Annotated in this window: 17 protein-coding genes; 14 read left to right on the forward strand and 3 right to left on the reverse strand. The window is 46.6% G+C overall.

Annotation, left to right across the window (positions count from 1 at the left end; all coding sequences use genetic code 11):
- Nucleotides 1–70 precede the first annotated feature (70 nt).
- Entirely contained in the window at nt 71–529 is a 459-nt protein-coding gene (locus ACOMHB_RS06540; RefSeq protein ID WP_448215971.1) for a YcgN family cysteine cluster protein, read from the forward strand.
- 17 nt (nt 530–546) lie between these two features.
- On the opposite strand, the gene ACOMHB_RS06545 is transcribed toward ACOMHB_RS06540, so the two are convergent.
- Entirely contained in the window at nt 547–1,293 is a 747-nt protein-coding gene (locus tag ACOMHB_RS06545) for an enoyl-CoA hydratase-related protein (protein ID WP_422137226.1), read from the reverse strand.
- Between the two features lie 251 nt (nt 1,294–1,544).
- Nucleotides 1,545–2,441, reverse strand: coding sequence for a 1,4-dihydroxy-2-naphthoyl-CoA synthase (locus tag ACOMHB_RS06550; protein WP_448215972.1), 897 nt, complete (start codon nt 2,439–2,441; stop codon nt 1,545–1,547).
- A gap of 225 nt (nt 2,442–2,666) precedes the next feature.
- On the opposite strand from ACOMHB_RS06550, the gene ACOMHB_RS06555 reads away from it, so the two are divergent.
- The 7 genes from ACOMHB_RS06555 (at nt 2,667) to ACOMHB_RS06585 (ending at nt 10,669) form a co-directional block, all read left to right on the forward strand.
- Nucleotides 2,667–3,074, forward strand: a complete 408-nt coding sequence (locus ACOMHB_RS06555; protein WP_448215973.1) for an SCP2 sterol-binding domain-containing protein — start codon at nt 2,667–2,669, stop codon at nt 3,072–3,074.
- A gap of 146 nt (nt 3,075–3,220) precedes the next feature.
- The gene (locus ACOMHB_RS06560) at nt 3,221–3,742 is read left to right on the forward strand and encodes a flavin reductase family protein (protein ID WP_422137223.1); all 522 of its coding nucleotides are present in this window, start codon (nt 3,221–3,223) and stop codon (nt 3,740–3,742) included.
- A gap of 70 nt (nt 3,743–3,812) precedes the next feature.
- Entirely contained in the window at nt 3,813–4,379 is a 567-nt protein-coding gene (locus ACOMHB_RS06565) for a DUF4202 domain-containing protein (RefSeq protein WP_448215974.1), read from the forward strand.
- 11 nt (nt 4,380–4,390) lie between these two features.
- A complete protein-coding gene (locus ACOMHB_RS06570; RefSeq protein WP_422132536.1) occupies nt 4,391–4,891 on the forward strand; it encodes a protein disulfide oxidoreductase in 501 nt (166 codons plus the stop codon).
- A gap of 66 nt (nt 4,892–4,957) precedes the next feature.
- The gene (locus tag ACOMHB_RS06575) at nt 4,958–6,382 is read left to right on the forward strand and encodes an efflux transporter outer membrane subunit (protein ID WP_422132535.1); all 1,425 of its coding nucleotides are present in this window, start codon (nt 4,958–4,960) and stop codon (nt 6,380–6,382) included.
- A 7-nt stretch (nt 6,383–6,389) separates the two neighbouring features.
- Nucleotides 6,390–7,580, forward strand: a complete 1,191-nt coding sequence (locus ACOMHB_RS06580) for an efflux RND transporter periplasmic adaptor subunit (RefSeq protein WP_422137219.1) — start codon at nt 6,390–6,392, stop codon at nt 7,578–7,580.
- Complete coding sequence (locus ACOMHB_RS06585) at nt 7,577–10,669, forward strand: efflux RND transporter permease subunit (protein ID WP_448215975.1); 3,093 nt, start codon at nt 7,577–7,579, stop codon at nt 10,667–10,669. The genes ACOMHB_RS06580 and ACOMHB_RS06585 overlap by 4 nt, the downstream gene beginning before the upstream one ends.
- A gap of 208 nt (nt 10,670–10,877) precedes the next feature.
- Here the strand turns inward: ACOMHB_RS06585 and ACOMHB_RS06590 are convergent, their stop codons facing one another.
- Nucleotides 10,878–12,653, reverse strand: a complete 1,776-nt coding sequence (locus ACOMHB_RS06590; protein WP_448215976.1) for a hypothetical protein — start codon at nt 12,651–12,653, stop codon at nt 10,878–10,880.
- Nucleotides 12,654–13,958: 1,305 nt separating this feature from the next.
- Between ACOMHB_RS06590 and ACOMHB_RS06595 the strand changes: the two genes are divergently transcribed.
- The 6 genes from ACOMHB_RS06595 (at nt 13,959) to ACOMHB_RS06620 (ending at nt 19,495) form a co-directional block, all read left to right on the forward strand.
- A complete protein-coding gene (locus ACOMHB_RS06595) occupies nt 13,959–15,758 on the forward strand; it encodes an F-box/WD repeat-containing protein (protein WP_448215977.1) in 1,800 nt (599 codons plus the stop codon).
- Nucleotides 15,759–15,867: 109 nt separating this feature from the next.
- Entirely contained in the window at nt 15,868–16,056 is a 189-nt protein-coding gene (locus ACOMHB_RS06600; protein ID WP_448215978.1) for a hypothetical protein, read from the forward strand.
- Nucleotides 16,057–16,200: 144 nt separating this feature from the next.
- On the forward strand, nt 16,201–16,521 hold the full coding sequence (locus ACOMHB_RS06605; protein WP_448215979.1) for a type II toxin-antitoxin system Phd/YefM family antitoxin: 321 nt from the start codon (nt 16,201–16,203) through the stop codon (nt 16,519–16,521).
- Between the two features lie 169 nt (nt 16,522–16,690).
- Nucleotides 16,691–16,948 carry a type II toxin-antitoxin system YafO family toxin gene (locus ACOMHB_RS06610; protein ID WP_448215980.1) on the forward strand — a complete coding sequence of 86 codons (258 nt, stop codon included), beginning with the start codon at nt 16,691–16,693 and terminating at the stop codon, nt 16,946–16,948.
- A gap of 180 nt (nt 16,949–17,128) precedes the next feature.
- On the forward strand, nt 17,129–18,916 hold the full coding sequence (locus ACOMHB_RS06615) for a WD40 repeat domain-containing protein (RefSeq protein ID WP_448215981.1): 1,788 nt from the start codon (nt 17,129–17,131) through the stop codon (nt 18,914–18,916).
- A 381-nt stretch (nt 18,917–19,297) separates the two neighbouring features.
- On the forward strand, nt 19,298–19,495 hold the full coding sequence (locus ACOMHB_RS06620) for a hypothetical protein (protein ID WP_448218612.1): 198 nt from the start codon (nt 19,298–19,300) through the stop codon (nt 19,493–19,495).
- Nucleotides 19,496–19,513: the final 18 nt, after the last annotated feature.

Below are 19,513 nucleotides of genomic sequence, written 5' to 3' on the forward strand. Positions count from 1 at the left end.
AAGCCACCTATATCTTAAGTCGAAGATTTGCGGTAAGTTTCACACTCTCATACCAGCCGATTTCCAGCCTATGTCTTCACCAGCCCAAGAACCTTTCTGGCGCACCAAAAGCCTGAAAGCCATGACCCGTAATGAATGGGAGTCTCTTTGTGACGGCTGCGGGCGCTGTTGTCTGAACAAACTCATTGATGACAACACCGGCGAGATTCATGCCGTCGCGGTTTCCTGTAAATTACTGGATCTCACAACGGGTCGATGTCAAAACTACAAACATCGCCGCAAGTTTGTGCCCGACTGTATTATGCTCACCCCCGGAACCATGCAGGAACATCTCCCATGGCTGCCCGACAGCTGTGCATATCGGTTATTGCATGAGGGCTATGATCTACCTGAATGGCACCCTTTGATTTCGGGTGATCCGGATTCAGTTCACAAGGCTGGTTTTTCAGTAAAAGGAAAACCTGTCGCATCCGAAGAAGACGTGCCAGACCCTTCGGATTGGTTTGATTACATTATTCGCACCGGATGACAGATAACTCCTGACTATCAGGCTTTCCCCATAAAGGCACCCATAATCTCGCGAGCCTCGTCCGACTGAAGTCGTTCAGCAAAAAGAGCGCCTTCATCGGTCAGTCTTTTCTCGACATCACTGCGGTAGGACTGTTTAAGCAGTTTTTTGGTGTATCTCAGTGCTTCTTTTGGCTTGGCGGCCAACTCTTCAGCCCTGGCCAGGGCATGTTCAAAGATATGATCAGTATCAACCGCTTCGTTGGCTATACCGTAATCCCGGGCCGTTTCTGCATCAAAAAAGTCCCCCAGCATAAGCAGTTCTGCGGCACGCTGATGCCCCATCACCTGAGGCAGCAGAAGGCTGGAAGCCGCCTCCGGGACCAGGGCCAGGTTGACAAACGGTAATCTCAGCTTGGCGTTTTTAGCAATATAAACCAGGTCGCTGTGCAACAGCATCGTAACACCAACACCGACAGCGACACCGCTGACCGCTGCCACCAAGGGCTTTTCCAAAGCAACCAGTTGACGAAGGAACGTCATTACAGGGGAGTCGAGACCCAGACCCTGTTTCAGAAAGTCACCCAGATCATTGCCTGCCGTAAAGGCATCGGTGTATCCCTGAATCAGAACAACACGAACAGCATCATTCTTATCTGCATCGGCCAGTGCTTTGGCCATATCGGCATACATAGCACTGGTCAGGGCATTCTTTTTTTCCGGCCTGTTCATGGTCACAATCAAGACCGAACCATTTTGCTCAAGCACTACATTATTTTCAGACAAATTCATCACCTTTGAGAGTTGTTTTCTTATTTTCCTGAGTTCACTAATTTGAACATTAACCGCAGTCAGTCTCTGTAAATTGAGACCCGTATCTCGACCCAATTATTCTTTCCCAAGCTCCGCAAGGGAATGTATACCCCCTGAAATCCGGGCTCTAAAATCTGTGGTAAGGTATGGGTTCCCACGCTTGGGTCCAGAGAGTTAAAAGCATGGGAGCCAGAGAAACTATAGACCAACGCCTCGACCCATCCTTAATAATGGTAAGGAAAACGAGAAAAGTCCCTGGATCTCTTTTCCAGAAAAGCATCACGTCCTTCCCTGGCTTCTTCCGTGCCATAGGCCAGCCGGGTCGCTTCGCCGGCAAACAACTGCTGGCCAACCATACCATCATCAGTCATGTTTAAGCCAAATTTCATCATGCGAACAGCTGTTGGTGATTTCTCGCCGATCGTGCCTGCCCATTGCAGGGCCACTTCTTCCAGCGTTGCGTGAGGCACTACTTTATTGACCATACCCATTTCAAAGGCCTCCTGAGCGGAGTAATCCAATCCCAGGAAAAAGATTTCGCGGGCCCGTTTTTGTCCGACCATTTTGGCCAGATAGGCTGAGCCATACCCCGAATCAAAGCTGGCTACATCCAGATCAGTCTGTTTGAAAACGGCGTGTTCTGCCGAAGCCAGTGTCAGGTCGCAGACAACATGCAGGCTGTGTCCACCTCCTGCGGCCCACCCGGGCACTACCGCCATCACCACCTTGGGCATAAACCGGATCAGTCGCTGCACTTCAAGAATGTGCAAACGCCCCAGACGGGCATGATCCTGCGCATCCTGAGGTATTCCCTCATACTTGTAGCCGTCTTTGCCACGCATACGCTGGTCGCCTCCGGAGCAGAAAGCCCAACCTCCATCTTTCGGGGATGGACCGTTGCCCGTCAGAATCACAACGCCTATATTGCTGGAGGTTCTCGCATGTTCGAGCGCCCGGAACAGTTCATCCACTGTCTGGGGTCGAAAAGCATTTCGACACTCGGGCCGGTTAAAAGCAATTCTCACGGTTCCCTGATGTCTGGCTCTGTGATAAGTAATGTCTTCAAATTCAAAGCCATCCACTTCCTGCCAATGTTCCGGATTAAAAATTTCAGAAACCATAGGACCTCCCGAGACACACAGGCCGTAGCGACAAAAGATTTTAGCGAACAATTGTCGCATAACAGCCAGACAGTGCCAGTACATAATCCATAAAAAAGCCGTGATTCAGAAGCCTTGCGGATTGACTGAAGCATAGCCCTGTCTAAAAGTTATGAAAAACCTTTACCATGGGTTGGTGTCTGTCAATAAGGCAATATCCAGGAGAGTTTTTCATAAAAATCGGATATGATCTGCGAATATTGCACAATACATAAAAGCCTGACCCACTCAAGAGCCTCAGGATATAACAGAAAAAATACTCATGGAGTTATAACAATGGCCACGGTGCAAGAAATCTTTGATGAAATGCCCAACCGTTTTGATGCCATTGCCGCAGTAGGGCAAAAACTGATTTTTCAGTTTGATATTACGGACGGGGATAGCTATCACATCACCATCAATGACGGCACTTGTCGTGTGGTCAAGGGCGCCAGTAATGACCCCAGTGTCACCTTAATCACAGACACTGAATCTTTTGTCGGTATCATGACCGGTAAACTGGATGGCATGCAGGCCTTCATGGCTGGCAAGGTTCGCACTGAAGGCAATATGATGCTGGCTACCAGGCTCAACGACTTTTTTCGCAACGAATGACCTTCTCCGGAGTTAATGGCCTCTCGACCTGTTGGAAATCAGCAGGTCTCTCCCTCTCTATCGGCACTTCTGTTTGATTGGTATCATAGTACCCAATTTCGCATAAGTAGCTATTTTCAATTCCTTAGCAATCGTGAGTGCAGTTTATGAGTGATCAGTCTCTGGTTTCGGACTTTAAACAGGCCATGCAGGAACTGGCAGCCTCCGTCAACGTCATTACTTCACAACATGACGGATCAAGAAACGGTCTTACGGCCACAGCCGTATGCTCTTTATCCATGGAACCGGCTTCCATGCTGGCTTGTATCCATGAAGACGTACAGACACTGGCAGAAATCAGAGCCAGCGGTTATTTCTGTATCAATGTTCTGAGCGCAGACCAGCAAAATGTATCTGATGTATTTGCCGGCAGTTCAGGTGCCAGAGGCGAGCAGCGATTCCTGGAAGCAGGAGACTGGACAACGTCTCAATACGGAGCACCCATGCTGGATGAAGCTTTGGCCAGCGTCGTCTGTGAACTGCAGGAAATCAATAAGTCCGGTACCCATCATATTTGTATTGGCCATGTTCGCGAAGTTCGCCTGAACCGGGGCTCATTGCCACTGGTTTATGCCCGGCAACAATACAGCACTCTGACCGATCTGTCTGAAGCAGAAAGAGCTGCCTGAATATGAGAATTCTCACGATAGCAACGCCATCTATCCTGATAGAAATCCACCCACAAAAACATAAAAGTCCATGAGCCGTATTCAACATACTCTCGCAGCGATCGACAAGCTGCATGAACAAGACCCTGAAACCTTCGAAGGTAAAGCCAAAGAACTGATCTATGCAGAGAATATGTCTGCATGGCTCCATAAGTTAAGCCCGGATGCTTCTGAAGAATTGCAGATTGCTGTTCGCAGCCAGCATCTCTGCCGTTGGGAAATTCCGCGCTCAGAATTCCCGATGGATCGCCCCGGATACCTTAAATGGCGAACCGAACTGGGCAAGCTGCACGCCCGAAAAGCAATAGCGATCATGCAGGAGAATGGTTACAGTGAAGAGAGTTGCAAGCAGACCGAAAGTATCATTCGCAAACTTGGCATCAAACGCAATGCCGAAGCACAGACCCTTGAAGACTGCGCCTGTCTGGTATTTATTGAAACCGACTTTCTGAACTTTGCCGGGAAGCACCCGGAGGATAAAGTTATTCGAATTGTCCAGAAGACCTGGGTCAAAATGTCAGAACAGGCTCACCGGGAAGCCCTTGCACTGGCTCTGCCTGCTGAAGCAGTGAGCCTGATTCAGAAAGCTCTGACTTAGAAAGGATTTCAATGAGCATACGTCTTGGCAAGTTTATTCGGGAAGCCTTCTTCACGCTGCTAATCGGTGTTGCAGTCATGACGGCATACAACGTCTATCTGCAAAAAGATATGCCTTCAGGCAAGGCTCCAGAGCTGCGTGCAATCCCCATAAACGGAGAAGCAGTCGACCTTTACACACTGTCTGAGGAAAAGCCCGTCCTGCTTTATTTCTGGGCCAGCTGGTGCCGGGTCTGTCACTGGGTCAGCCCTGCGGTGAGTGATTTGTCAGAAGAGTATCAGGTCGTTAGCGTGGCCCTGGCCTCGGGCAACAATGAGAGAGTAGCGCGATACCTTAATGCTAAAGATTTGCACTTTTCTGTCATTAATGATCCGCAGGGCTCTGTCAGCAGAGCCTGGAATGTCAGCGTGACGCCGTCTATTTTCATCATCAGAAACGGTGAAATCAAAACCATTACAACAGGCTACACCAGCAAGGCAGGAATGCTGGCAAGGTTGTGGATAAATCAATAGCTTATCTAAGCATTTGGTAATTACCTTTGATCCAAAATCACGGTTTCAGGATAATGGCTGTTTAGAATGACTCGTTTCTCAGCCATGAAATACCTACGATACCTGACAATAGGAACCTTGCTCCTCCTGATGTCGGGTTGTACCACGCAGAACAACTTATCGTCACCAGAAGTTTCTCTGCCAGCGGCCTTTTCTCAATCCGGCAATGAAGCCAGGTACAGCCTCTGGTGGCAAAGCTTCAATGACCCCCAGCTCAATACTCTTATTGAAAAAGCACTGACCGATAATTTCAGTCTGAAAGCGGCAACGGACAGGCTTCGTCAGGCTGAAGCCGCTGCCAGACAATCTGGAGCAGCATCACTTCCCAATGTTGATGCGACCTTCGCAGGCAGCCGAACCCGTCAGTCTTCCAATAATATGGAGCAATTTCAGATCGGATTGATGGCCAGTTATGAAATTGATCTCTGGTCACGCCTGACAGCCAATGAAGCCTCTGCAGAATTCGATTTTCTCGCCAGCCGAGAAGCACTGGCCATTGCAACAATAACATTGTCGTCTGAAGTAGCCCGTCACTGGTATGAATTGGTCACCCAGCAAACTCTGATCAAACTCTATCACCAGCAGATTGAAAATCTGACCCGTCAGCTGTCAGTGATTGAACTGCGATTCCGATACGGTCAGACACAGGCAGAAGACCTGCTGCAACAGCAACAGCTTCTGGAAAATCTTAAGGCTAAAAAACTCGCCGCCGGGCATCAGAAGCAACTGACCTCCCGACAGTTGGCGCTTCTGATTGGGACAAGCACTCTGCCCTCAATCGATATTCCGGAAACCCCGGAGCTGAAACCTCTTCCTGCTACCGGCTTGCCAGCTGACCTACTGAGTCGTCGCCCGGATCTGAAACAGGCCTGGTTTAATGTCGAGCGTCAAAACCAGCAATTAATAATGGCCGAAGCCAACCGGCTACCTCAGATCAATCTCACGGCCTCAGTGTTATCCACCAGCTCAAACTTCTCTTCTCTGATGAATGATTGGGCAGCCAATCTGGCGGCCGGACTGATAGGCCCACTCTTTGACGGCGGGATGCGTAAAGCTGAAGTCGATCGTCGACAAGCTGCTTTAAGCGAATCTCTGAACACTTACTCTCAAGCAGTTCTCGAAGCCTTTACGGAAGTAGAAACCACACTGACTCGCGAACAGTCCGTGCACCAGCACCTAGAGAGTATTGACAAACAATTGTCGTTAGCTTTGAAGGCAGAACAGTTCAAACTCACCCGATATCAGAATGGTGACAGCACTTTTCTTGAAGTGTTAACCGCACAAAACAGCAGACTGGATCTGGAACAACAGAAACTGATTAGCAAGGGCAATCTTCTGGCCGCGCGAATTCAACTTTACCGAGCTCTGGCAGGTGATCTGAACATAGAAAAGCTCGTCCGGCATGGAAGCATGGCAAGCACTGAACAAGACAAGGCTCTGCTCACACACTGATATGAAAATGAATCCCCCCATCCAACACCTGAAAAAACCTGCTGCTCCTCTATTGATCCTTGTTATCTCGGTTATTGCAGCATGGTTGCTGATGACGACCTCCCCCAAAGCCGGTCGTGCCGAACCCGGGAAAAAAGCCCAAATGGTGGAAACGGTTACCGTTGAACAACAAACCGTCAACATTCGTGTCAGGGGTCTGGGTACCGTTATCCCCAGTCAGCGGGTCACTCTTTATCCTGAGATCAGTGGCAGGGTCGACGGTATCCTTGATGGTCTGGTGCCCGGCTCCCGTGTCAGGAAAGGTGAGCTGCTTGTGGCTCTGGATCAGGATGAATATCAGATTCTTGTTCGGGAACAGGAAGCCGCTGTCGCTCAGGCATGGTCGGAATTGAAGCTGGAGCAGGGACAGCAGAATATCGCCCGGCAGGAGTACGAACTGACAGGCAATACGCTCTCTCCGGAAGAAGAAGCCCTGGTCCTTCGGCAACCTCAACTGGAAGCCGCCAAAGCAGCCTTAAGTCAGGCTCAGGCGAATCTGGATCAGGCAAAACTGAACCTTGGAAGAACACACATAACAGCTCCGTTTGATAGCCAGATCATCAGCAACACTATTCACCCCGGCAGTCAGGTTAACAACAGCACCGCTTTGATGGTGCTGATCTCTACTGACCGCTTCTGGATCGAAATGGAAGTGCCTGCCGGTCAATTGCAATGGCTGAATTTTGCCAACGAAGACCCTGCCGGTAGTGCGGTGAAAATCACCAGCCCGGATTGGGGTACGGAGTCCCGTCAGGGAACACTGATCTCCGTATCTCCGGAACTGAACGACGGTTCTCTGATGGCAAAAGTCATTATTGAGATTGAGGACCCGCTGGCTCAACGAGAAGAGAATAACGATAAACCTCCCGTCATGATTAATGACCTGCTCCGAGCAGAGATCCTGGGCAAAAAAGTGGACAATGCCTTTGTCGTGCCTGAAGCACTGATAAGAAACAGCCATCAGGTCTGGCTGTTAACCCGGGATAACAGTCTTGAGATTCGTACCCTCTCACCTGTATACCGTGATTCCGAAAAAGCGATCCTGCTTTCTGGTCTTGAAGATGGTGACCAACTGGTCAGCTCCTCGCTGATTGCCCCTGTCGATGGCCTGCCCTTGCGAAGAACTGAAAAGCCTTTTGTTGCAGGTAAGCAGCCATGAACGAAAATAAAGGCGCTATCGCGTGGATGGCCCGTGACAAAATCACTCCGAATCTCCTGATGCTCTTTCTGATTATCGGCGGCCTGTTTGTCACCTGGGGCATCAAGAAAGAAATTATGCCGGAATTCAATGTTGATCGGATCGAGGTCGCTGTCAGTTATTCGGGAGCAACACCCGAAGAGATCGATCTGGGTATTGTACTGCCTGTTGAAAATGCCATCCGGGGCATTGAAGGCATTGATGAGATCAACTCAACTTCGGTTTCAGGCTCAGCCTCAATCACCGTCAAAGTAATGGAAGGGTATGATGCCAACCAGATGCTTCAGGAAATTGATCAGGCAGTAAACCGGCTCACCACGCTGCCGGAAGAATCTGAAAAACCAAGGATATCCGTCAAGAGTCGTAAAAGAGAAGTCATGGAAATCATGATCTACGGTGATGTCGACAAGCGGATTTTGCGTACTCTGGCAGAAAACGTTCGCGACCGTTTACTGCAAGACCCCGGACTCACCCAGATTGAGCTGGATATGGAACCAGGGCATGAGATTCAGATCAGTATCGATCAAGATCAGCTTCAACGTTATGAATTGACTCTGGGAGAGGTCTCCGAAGCTATCAGTCAACAGGCATTCGATCAAACTTCCGGAGAAATTAACGCTATCGGGGGCGACATCAGTGTAAGGGTTCAGGAACGTCGTGAACAGGTTGACACTTTTCGTGATGTTCCGATCAAATCAATGACCAGTGGCAGCACCCTGAAACTGGGAGACATTGCCACACTCAGCCATGAATTCGACGATGACGGAATGGAAGCACGTTATAACGGTCAGCTGGCAGCCGGACTGACTGTTTACCGTGTAGGAGAACAAACGCCCATCGGTGTATCGGATACCGTAAGAAATATTCTGCCTGAGATAAGGGCGGAACTGCCTCCCGGAGTGAGCATCGATATCACCGATGATGACTCGGTAAACTTCAAAAACCAGATGAACCTGCTTTTGAAAAATGCATTCCTGGGGCTGCTACTGGTGCTGGTTCTTCTAAGCCTGTTTCTGGAGTACCGCCTGGCCTTCTGGGTCACCATGGGGATTCCGACATCCTTTCTTGGAGCAATGCTATTACTGCCCGGAATGGATGTTTCCATCAACATTATTTCCATGTTTGCCTTTATCATCGCCCTTGGAATTGTGGTGGATGATGCCATTATTGCCGGTGAAAACATCTATCATCGTCGTCAGGAAGGAATGAGTTTTTCCAGAGCAGCTATTCTTGGCGCCAGAGACGTCGCCGTACCACTGACGTTCAGTATCCTGACCAATATGGTAGCCTTTCTCCCGATTCTGACCCTGCCCGGAATGCTGGGTAAGCTACAGCAGGCCACTCCGCTGGTGGTCATCAGCGTATTCGCTATTTCATGGATCGAGGCCCTTTTTATTCTCCCTGCCCATCTGGGGCAAACGAAAGACAGGCCAAAAGGTAAAGCAGGTCAATGGCTGGACAGCGTTCAACAAAGTGCTAACAAACGTCTAATGTCGTTTATAAACACAAGATACAAGCCAGCACTAAACAGCATTCTTAATCATAAATACCTGTCACTTTCCGTTGCCCTGGCTATTGTAGTGCTGGTTGGAGCATGGCAAGCCAGCGGCAGGCTGGGCTTTTATCTGATGCCCAGAACCGATGCCAGCTTTGTCAGGGTCATCGCGACCCTCCCATACGGTAGTCCAGACAGTAAAATCAGGGAAACTCTGGCAATCATTGAAGCTGGCGCTCAGAAGCTGGCCCGGGAAAATGGCGGCGATAAACTGGTTAGCGGCCTTACAACCATCATTGAGAACGAGGTGATCAGAGTTTCTCTGAACCTGACGGCTCCTGATGTACGTCCAATCAATACGGCTGAAGTTGCCAGACTCTGGAGGAAAGCCAATGGTGAAATGAACGGCCTGCTGAGTATCACTTACACAACGACGGGTCATGGACCGGGAGGTGATCCTGCCCTGACCGTTGAACTGAGCCACAGCGACACTGAAGTTCTTAGTCAGGCCAGTAAATTCCTCTCACGGCAACTGCAACAGTTTAGCGGAGTCACAGATATCTCCAGTAGTTTTGCCAGTGGTAATCCTCAGCTGGATATCCGTATCAGTCAGGAAGGCATGGCACTGGGACTCACTGCTGATGATATTTCAAAGCAGTTGCGCAATGCTCTCTTTGGAGTCACTGCTATAAAACAACAGGAAGGAAGAAACGAAGTTTCGGTAAAAGTCATGTTGAACGAAGCACTGAGACAGAGTGAAGCCGACCTTCTCAACATGATGATTCGTAATGACGACGGCAACTATATTCCTCTGACTCGTGTCGCAACCGTAGACCATAGCATTGCACCATCAACTGTCATCCGCAGGGATGGTAACAGAACCGTTGATATTACCGCAGAAGTGAACCCCAGAGGCTCTACACCTCAGATCATCAGCTCTTTGCAAAAAAATGTGTTTGACGAGCTTTTGGCAAAGTATCCGGGACTGCAAATCGACCTGGGAGGAGACCAGAAACGTGCGGCAAAAAGCATGAGCGCACTGCTGAAGTCGAGCCTGCTGGCCATGCTTCTGATCTACGCTCTGCTGGCTATACCTTTTCAGAGCTTTACCCAGCCGCTGCTGGTCATGGCAGCTATTCCCTTTGGACTGGTAGGTGCTTTCCTGGGTCATATGATACTGGGTTACACCCTGAGTATGATCAGTTTTATGGGCGTTATAGCACTCTGTGGTGTTGTAGTGAACGACAGCCTTATTCTACTCACTACTTACAACAAGCACAGAAAAGATGGTAAAGATTGGCGAGAAGCGATTAATAAGGCCGCAACCCGACGATTCCGCCCCATTATCCTGACGACACTGACCACTTTTGGCGGCTTAGCTCCGATGATTTTCGAAACATCCCGTGAAGCTCAAATGCTCATCCCCATGGCGATCTCCCTGGGCTTTGGTATTCTCTTTGCCACATTTATCACTCTGGCCATCATTCCCTGTCTGATTGGCGTTGGGCACGATATCAAAAGCCGGTTTAAGTGGGAGGCAGGGCAAGCTTATTGATGTGAACCGGAACAATGCCTTAGGTCTCTGAACCAAAAATCGCCATTTCTTGTGGCTTTCCTGGTCTATCCTTCCTCCCTGTAAACCGGAAGGCAAGGATAGGATGATTAAACATTCACGCTTTGCAACACTGCTGTTGCTTTCGCTGTCTGTCATCGGTCAGGCCAAGGCGTTGACAAGACGTTTTATTGTCGAGCTTCAACCTGATTCAGGTTCTCCTTACCAGAGCTTTTCTAGTCTCAAACAAATTTTGGTATTTCTCACGCAAATGATTATTGCGTTTTGAAAAATGATCCATAACAGTATTGCCTTGGTTGTCTTTGATGTGCATTAGCTTAAAAAATGTTTCAAGACCCAGTTTTTGAATTAAAAGATCACCGATTTTGTTATTGATATATTTACAGGAAAAGAAATTGTGCAGCGGTGTGCAGCCGTTATTGTCTTTAAGCTCAAATAACTCAACCAGCAGGAGAGCATCTGCATTTGGTTGACATAGCCGATTCATAATATGCTCTTGTAATGTTTGTGAATCAATACAACCAGATAGTAATGTTGAATTGTCGGCTGCCAAGAATAGTAAATGTAAAGGAGTTGAGCCATCGTTTTTCATACGACCTTGCAAAAACAGGCTTAATTCATAGTTTTCATCCAGCCAATTGACGGTATTAATGATATCATTCAGTTCTGTATCTTCAGATTCAATAAGTCTGGGCTCAAACAGAATATGCAATAGATTTCTACCGGTCGCAGGATTTATTTGTTCAAGAAAGGCTTTGCCCGAATCACCCAGGGCATAAACTATGTTTTTCAGGATTTCTTTATAGACAAACAGATGTAAAACATTATAATGACCATCCTGTAAAGAGAAGAAGAACTCCTTTACTTTCTCCTCACTCATCATGCTTACTATTCCCTGGAATATCTGCATATTCAAACAGGCTAGCATTTCCCGCTGTTCACTGCTATCAGGATAGAACTTGAATTTCTCAGGACATTTCCATTTGCGGTAAGCTATGACGTATCGACTCAGGGCTGTGGTTATTGGGCATTGTTCACCTTGCTGTGGACTTGTAGCCCATTTGGAAAAAGTATCTTTATTGACTGCATTCTTCTGCAATGTAATCACGTGAAGAAGGTTTTCCGGCAAGGATTTTTTATTATAGAGAGTTTGTTCAAGTATATAGATTAAAGATTCTGTGCATTGGGATGGAGTTTTCTGACTGAAAAAATGTTCAATATCCGCCTCTGTTTTCCTGGAGATACTCACAAAAAAACATTTGGGATCGTTCGATAGATCGTGTTTTAATTTTTTATCACTTATTTGGCTGAAATAATATTCTGCATCAACAAAACGTTTGGCAGCTAAGGCATGATAGTACAATTCAGCAGCAAATGAATTTTGCAAGGCCTTGTTACTGGTGTTCATGATCCTGTATTTGAAGTAATCCCACCGCTCCCTAACATCAAGCATATACTGCAACAGGGTTGCCTGATGTTTGGCTTTGTAAAGCAGCAGTTTAATTCTTAATTCTGGATCCGCAATCTGCTTCCAGAGAAATTCAGCCAATTTCATTTTACTCCTGTTCATGGCCTCTACAATCGGAGTTTGCTCTTGCTGCCGTGTGATGTTCTGATGATCAGTACCGTCGATTGTCTGATCCCAAATACGTCGATCACCAGCAATGATCAGAATCCGGTGGTAAGCGATCATATCCTGCAGCATGTACTCTATACCTTCTTCAATTTCTCTATGAGAATCAGCAGAGTTGAGAAGCCACTGTTTAAAGAAGGAATGGCCTTCCAATGTGCTGATCGACAGCACCTTAAACCTCAGTGATTGATCGTGGATAGTCATGCAGAGAGAGGCAACTTTATCAAGCTTGTTAAGCTCAAGGCACTTTTGTATCAGTGAATGGCCCGTTTCCGATTGCACGGTACAAAGCCTGGCTTTTTGAACATCATCCAATTCTTCAGTCAGTATCAATACCAATTCATCAGAATGGAGTCGTTTGCCTGTGCAGGCCCATAGTAAAGCAGACTCATTGGATTTTCCGGTAAATTGGATAGCGTCAAAGCGTTCCTGCGGGTTCAGCTTACATAACAGTTGTTGAATACGGTGAAAGTATTTTTCAGTCCTTAGCTGGAGGGCTCCACCGGGCCTTGCTCTGTCATTGCACATGAACTGTAGTATGCTTTGATCAAGGTCGGGACTCCCCTTCAGGAGTTTTACAATCAATTCCCTGTTTTCATCAAAGACGGTGTCAAACAGATGGGTACTTTTATTATAGAGACAGGCAAATGCAAGGGGAGGAGCAAGGTCATTTGTGGGTTGGGTGAGCATCTCCAAAAGGATTTGTCTATCTATTTTCTCTTCCAGCTTCTTGAGTAATGGTTTATCCATAACACAGCATATCAGATGTAAAAACGTTTTGTTGTCATCGTATGGTTCTAACAGTGCATGCTGTAGTTCTTCCGAAGACAGTCGGTCAAATAAAACCTGGAAAAAAATATGGCCTGCCTTTTCGGAAACGACGGCCAATTCAATAAGTGAATTCGTAGGTTCAGATCTTACCCAGATTTGAGAGGGTCGGGTAACAGTGAACAGACTTTGAATCTGAGCATCACTGAGAGCATTTACCTGGGCTTCGATCTCCTGGTGTTTTTTTTGCTCCAGGGATTGATAAATACGCTCGAATTCAGTGCCCCATGGAATCATTTCGCAGGGCTTATCGGCATCTGAGTTGATAAAGGGTTCAAGTGTAGTGACCGATCGAGCATTAATGTTACTTTCAGTGGGGAATGCTGCAACCAGGGTTAAAGATGGCGGCTTGGAGGAGTGCGGATCATCTGGGTCCAAAACATCCAGTTGCCTTTTAAAGCTTATAGATAAACTGCTCCCTTTGGGTTCAGTGTCCGAATTAACGGGTAGCGGGCTTGGGTTCGGGCGAATATTCATTAAAAATTTACCTCCTGATTGTTACACATACTTTAATCTGGAGATCGTAAACTTAAGTCTCCCTCAGTATCGCTGTGCAGCATGAAATTATAATTTTTAGGTTGATTGGTTCGTAATTTCTTGTGCTTTGACTCTTGACAATGAGAAAGGTTCAATGACAAGAACAAAAAAATATCTCCATAAACGTCTGGGGAGTCACTTATCGTTCAACGGATTCTTGTTAGTCTGGCTATCATGAATGTCTTGAACTTTCATGCTAAAACCGAATCTAACCCTCAGAAACAATTTTGGGTATCCCTGCCAACCAAAGTTAAAATTATGGAGAAACGAGCCATGAATTTCATAAGAAACCTTTCCTGTTTTGGTGGCTCACTCTCATCAACTCCGAATCAATCTCGATCAGGTACATCATCTGGTACCACTCTGGGTAGGAACGTTATTCAAGGTAACAAGAACAAGCCTTTAATGTTGCTCGATCTGCCCCCGGACATACAATCCGAAATTTCTACTTATTTGAAGGATTATGACGTTGCCAAATTAACACGGACACATTCCTACCTTAACAGCACACTCAAAAATGATACGGCAATGGCAAAGGCATGGTATCGCCAGTTTCCTTCATCCCATCAGGCTCTGCTGAAGAGAATCGTCGCTGCAAAAGATAAAAATCAACTTGAGGTTTGGTTGAGGCGCTTTACAAAAGACGAGGCATTAATCAAGTCAGTCATGGGTCGCCAGAAGAGTATTTGTTTTCCTGCTGTGTTTTTTTCCACTCTCACTAAACTGATGTCTGAATGTAAAATATTTAAATTAGAGAGAAGAGCCACCCTCCCCGATAGTGCTGATGTGAAATCGGCCAGCTTCAGCCCCGATGGTAGCCATGTAATCACCTGCAGTAAAGATAACAGGGTGAAAGTTTATGGCCGTAAGGACGATGGTTCATTGGAAGAAAAAGTTACTATCACTCATGAAGACACCGTCAACTCAGCCACCTTCAGCCCCGATAGTCACCATGTGTTGACCATAAGTGACGATAAAACTGTGAAAATCTGTGGTCAGAAGGACGATGGATCATGGGAAAAAAAAGTCACTATTTCCCATGAAGAAAGGGTCAGGTCAGCCAGCTTCAGCCCCGATAGCCGACAGATGGTGACTGCCAGTGATGATTGCAAGGCGATCATTTATGGCCCCAAAGACGATGGCTCATGGGAAGAAAAAGTCATTATTCAACACGATGATACAGTCATGTCAGCCAGCTTCAGCCCCGATAGCCGCCACCTGGTGACCCGCAGTGATAACAAGGTGAAAATCTATTATCAGAAGGATGATGGGTCATGGGTAGAAAAATTCACTGTATCTCACGACAGCTATATCTTCTCAGCCAACTTCAGTGCCGATGGCCGCTATTTGGTGACTGCTGGTATCGATGACAGGGTGAAAATCCATGGCCTGGTGGCCGATGGTTCCTGGGAAAAAAAAATCGCCATCCGTAATAAAGGCATCAAATCAGCAACACTGAGCGCAGACAATCGCCATTTGGTGATCAACTGTCACGATGGCAGGGCGATAATCTATGGCCATAAGGAGAATGGATCATGGGAACGAAAAGGCTTCATTGCCCATAAACATGTCAATTCAGTCACCTTCAGCCCCGATAGCCGACATTTGCTGACCTACTGTAAAAATGGCAAGGCGAAAATTTATGGCCAGAAGGACAATGGATCCTGGGAAAAAAAAGCCGTCATTCGCGATAAAGATACTTTCTTCTCAGCCAAATTCAGCGCCGATAGCCGCCATGTAATCACCTGCAGTGGAGATAACACGGTGAAACTCTATGGCCGAAAGGTCAATGGATCCTGGAAAGAAAAAACCACCATTTCCCATGATGGTCTTGTCACATCAGCAAGCTTTAGCGTCAATGGCCGCCACCTGGTCACTGTCAGTAACGATGGAATAGCGAAGATTTATGGCCAGGGGAACTATGGATCATGGAAAGAAAAAGGCATCATTTCCCGCCTTAGTCCGATCCGGGCAGCCACCTTCAGCGTCGATGACCATGTGCTGATCACAAGTGACAGCGTACAAATCACTGAATTACGGATGAATAGCTTAATGTTTGCGGACACTCATTAGCTCAGAGCCACATTATTTTGCTGCAACACATGTTAAATGAGACGGCAAAAATCACTGAACTTCAGATAAATAAATGATTGTTTGCTGTCACTGGTAAATTGCTCTACAGATGACGACCATTATCGATCTCGGTATAAAAATCCATGGCCTGGAAGCCGGTGGAGCATGGGAACAAAAAGCCATCTTTTCCGATATGCATATCCTTTTCCAGGAAGGCGTTTTTATTGAGTCTGTGTTTTTCACTATAACCAGCAAAATCTTTGTTCAGCGTGCCAATCACGTCCCCTTCCCGAGTTAATTTCAGTGTGAGGATATCCCCGGAGTGACTGTCTTCCTCGGTATTTGCGCCCTTGCCTGTGCCTGTGCCTGTGCCTGTTATCTAAATATAGTGTTATATTTAGTCTAAATAATGATTTAATTTGAATCTAAATAAGGTGATTTTATGTTGCAGAGAGTGCTTTGTGGGTTCACGACTTCTATTAGCAAGTTCAAAACCAATCCGGGCAATGCCATAGCGGAAGCCCGGGGAGAGGCAATCGCAGTGACCTCGAATAATGAGGTTCAGTTCTATGCTGTACCGGCTGAGCTGTTTGAGGAAATGACCGCATTTTGCGAGTATGCTCAACGTGGCACTTCTGAGTTGAGGAGTGTTCCTGGTCGTTTTACTACAACCGATGAGATGGTTGAGCAGATGACTGAAAAGTTGAGAACCAGGTCAGATGATGACTTGGGGGACTTTGTTGAGTGCGAAAACAAAACATAAAAGCCAGCGATAACCAACTGATTTGAAATCCTGGAAGATGATCAGAATCATCGAGGAAAGAAAGAAAGAAGGGATGGGAAAGGACGTTTTAATCCCTCTGAGGCTCAATTCGATCGATTGAGTGAAAAAACAAAAAAAGTACTAACTACCAATAAAAAGTAGGGTTGTAATGGCAAAAGCAAGGCTGTTTCAGAGTCAATTGATCATCGATACGATTAGTAAGGAAGAGGCTGATGATCTATTAAACGACTTCAGGCTTTACAAGGAAAAGGGGGTGCTTCCGACCACCTTTGGACGAAACGCCCCTTACAACCACACCCATCATAGATCCTATCTGGAGCTCCAGCACATACATATCCGCCGGGATGGGAAACATTTTCCGGTGAGTTTGGTTCAGTTTCAGAGAAAGTCAGGCCATGTACTATGACATTTTACAGGCTCCTGAAGATTAATGACTGATTGCTTGCCGTTAATCCTGTGATTAGAAGTTGTCCAGAGAGCATGAGAACAATGTGAACTTTCACACTAAAACCGAGTCTAAGCTGCAGAATCAATTTTGAATCTCCTTGACAACCAGGGATAAAAAAATAACCACGAAAAACGAATTATGGATTGCATAAATAACCATTCCGGTATTGGTGATAAACTTCCATCAAGACCAGATCAATCTCCACCAGAGACGCCAAGTGGTAGCACTGCGGGTAGGAAAGTCACTGTACACGACAAGAATGAGTTTTCATTATTGCTGTATTTGCCCCCAGGACTACAGTCCAAAATTTTCACCTATTTGCGAGTTCATGATATTACCCAATTAACACGGGCAAATTCACGCATTAACAACAGGCTCAAAAATGATGCGGCAATGGCGAGGGCATGGTATCGCCGGTTTGCTTCATCACACCAGACTCTTTTAAAGACAATCGTCGCTAAAAAAGATAAAGATGAACTCCAGAAATGGTTGCAGCGCTTTACAAAGGATGAGGCATTAGTCAAGTCAGTCACGGATCGCCAAGAAAGTATTTATTTTCCTGCGCTGTTCTTTTTCACTCTCACTAAACTGATGTCTCAATGCAAAACATTTAAATCAGAGACAGCCATCCTCCCCGATAATAGCAAGTTGTGCACGGCTACTATCAGCCCCGATGGCCGCCACGTGGTGACCGCCATTGACAATAAAACGCTGAAAATCTATGGCCAGATGGACGATGGATCATGGAAAGAAAAAAGCACTGTCTCCCATAATAACAATGTATTCACAGTCACTTTCAGCCCCGATAGTTGCCATGTGGTGACCGCCAGTGTTGGTGGTGAGGTGAAAATTTATGGTCAGAATAACGATGGCTCATGGGTAGAAAAAGCCACTGTATCCCATGACAAATTTGTTTTCTCAGCTATCTTCAGCACCGATGGTCGCCATCTGGTGACCGCCAGTAGTGATAACAAGGCAAAAATTTATAGCCACAAGGACGATGGATCATGGTCAGAAAAAGCCATTATTCGCTACGATGAGCCAGTCATATCAGCCACCTTCAGCAATGATAACTGCCATGTGGTGACCACCAGTTTATTCGGCCAGTGGAAAATCTATAGCCAGCAGAACGATGGATCATGGACAGAAAAAGCCGTTAACCACGATGATTCAGTCAGATCAACCACCTTCAGCGCCGATGGCTGCTATTTGGTGACGACCACTATCCATCACGGTGCAAAAATCCATGGCCTGGAGGCCAATGGAGCATGGAGACAAAAAGCCATCTTTTCCGATATGCATAGGGTCAACTCAGCCATACTCAGCGACGATAGTCGCCATTTGGTGACCTCCAGTTACGATGGCAGGGCGATAATCTACAGCAAGAAAGACGATGGATTATGGAGAAAAAAAGCCATTATTTACCATGATCATCGTGTCGATTCAGCCACCTTCAGCCCCGATAGCCGCCATATGGTGACCGCCAGTTGGGATTGCACGGCGAAAATCTACGGCCTGAAGGACAATGAATCATGGGAAGAAAAAGCCATCATTTCCCATAACAGTTTTGTCTACTCAGCCACCTTCAGCCCCGATAGTCGCCATGTGATTACCCGCAGTCAAGATAACACGGTGAAAATCTATGACCAGAGTATCAATGGTTCCTGGGAAGAAAAAGCTACCATTTCCCATCTCAGGAGAGTCACATCAGCCACCTTTAGCATCGATAGCCGCCTTGTGATCACCGGCAGTGACGATGGCACGACAAAAATTTTTGGCCAGCAGAGTGATGGAACCTGGGAAGAAAAAGCCACCATTTCCCTCAATATTCCCATCGGATCAGCCACCTACAGCATCGATGGCCATGTGTTGACCGTCCATGGCTTTAACACAGTGAAAATCACTGAGCTACAGATGAATGAATGACTGATTGTTTGCCGACAATCCTGTGATTAGGTACCTAACCAGTTGGTTTCACATATTCTGGACGGCGGCTTTTTCCATCCTTCTGCGTCCCAACTCTGGTTGCGAAGCTATTGCTACGCGCCCGTCGTTGCGCCTTGAAGGATGAAAAAATCCACTCGCCAGAATATGCGAAACCAACTGGCCAGATACTTAGAAGTTGTCCTGAGAGCATGAAAACAATGTGTACTTTCTTACTAAAACCGACTCTAAGCTGCAGAATTAATTTTGAATATCCTTGCCAATCAGAGATAAATAAGAACAACGGTAAAAACAAACTATGGACTGCATAAATAGTAAATCTGGTATAGGTGATCGACTTTTATCAACACCAGATCAACCTGAATCAGGGTCACCAAGTGGTACAATCCAGCACCACTCGATGTTTTAAATGAAATATTAAACAGTAAAAATGTTCCAATACTTTATGGCTTCGATAGTTGCCACACCCATCCTATGCTTGTCACACCTATAGGTATAGAGGCTTCGATAGATTTTGATGAGGAAACATTTGAACTCAAAAGTCCTTGGATATCTTCCTGAAAGAAAAGTACAGGCAGA

Source organism: Endozoicomonas sp. 2B-B (assembly GCF_053470045.1).

Bases quoted from the DNA above. Each gene is read 5' to 3' on its own strand.
- ACOMHB_RS06555 (WP_448215973.1), top strand. From the start codon at position 2,667: ATGATCTGCGAATATTGCACAATACATAAAAGCCTGACCCACTCAAGA.
- ACOMHB_RS06605 (WP_448215979.1), top strand. From the start codon at position 16,201: ATGTTGCAGAGAGTGCTTTGTGGGTTCACGACTTCTATTAGCAAGTTC.
- ACOMHB_RS06550 (WP_448215972.1), bottom strand. From the start codon at position 2,441: ATGGTTTCTGAAATTTTTAATCCGGAACATTGGCAGGAAGTGGATGGC.
- ACOMHB_RS06575 (WP_422132535.1), top strand. From the start codon at position 4,958: ATGACTCGTTTCTCAGCCATGAAATACCTACGATACCTGACAATAGGA.
- ACOMHB_RS06615 (WP_448215981.1), top strand. From the start codon at position 17,129: ATGGATTGCATAAATAACCATTCCGGTATTGGTGATAAACTTCCATCA.
- ACOMHB_RS06540 (WP_448215971.1), top strand. From the start codon at position 71: ATGTCTTCACCAGCCCAAGAACCTTTCTGGCGCACCAAAAGCCTGAAA.
- ACOMHB_RS06585 (WP_448215975.1), top strand. From the start codon at position 7,577: ATGAACGAAAATAAAGGCGCTATCGCGTGGATGGCCCGTGACAAAATC.
- ACOMHB_RS06600 (WP_448215978.1), top strand. From the start codon at position 15,868: ATGACGACCATTATCGATCTCGGTATAAAAATCCATGGCCTGGAAGCC.
- ACOMHB_RS06560 (WP_422137223.1), top strand. From the start codon at position 3,221: ATGAGTGATCAGTCTCTGGTTTCGGACTTTAAACAGGCCATGCAGGAA.
- ACOMHB_RS06570 (WP_422132536.1), top strand. From the start codon at position 4,391: ATGAGCATACGTCTTGGCAAGTTTATTCGGGAAGCCTTCTTCACGCTG.
- ACOMHB_RS06595 (WP_448215977.1), top strand. From the start codon at position 13,959: ATGAATTTCATAAGAAACCTTTCCTGTTTTGGTGGCTCACTCTCATCA.
- ACOMHB_RS06580 (WP_422137219.1), top strand. From the start codon at position 6,390: ATGAATCCCCCCATCCAACACCTGAAAAAACCTGCTGCTCCTCTATTG.
- ACOMHB_RS06610 (WP_448215980.1), top strand. From the start codon at position 16,691: ATGGCAAAAGCAAGGCTGTTTCAGAGTCAATTGATCATCGATACGATT.
- ACOMHB_RS06565 (WP_448215974.1), top strand. From the start codon at position 3,813: ATGAGCCGTATTCAACATACTCTCGCAGCGATCGACAAGCTGCATGAA.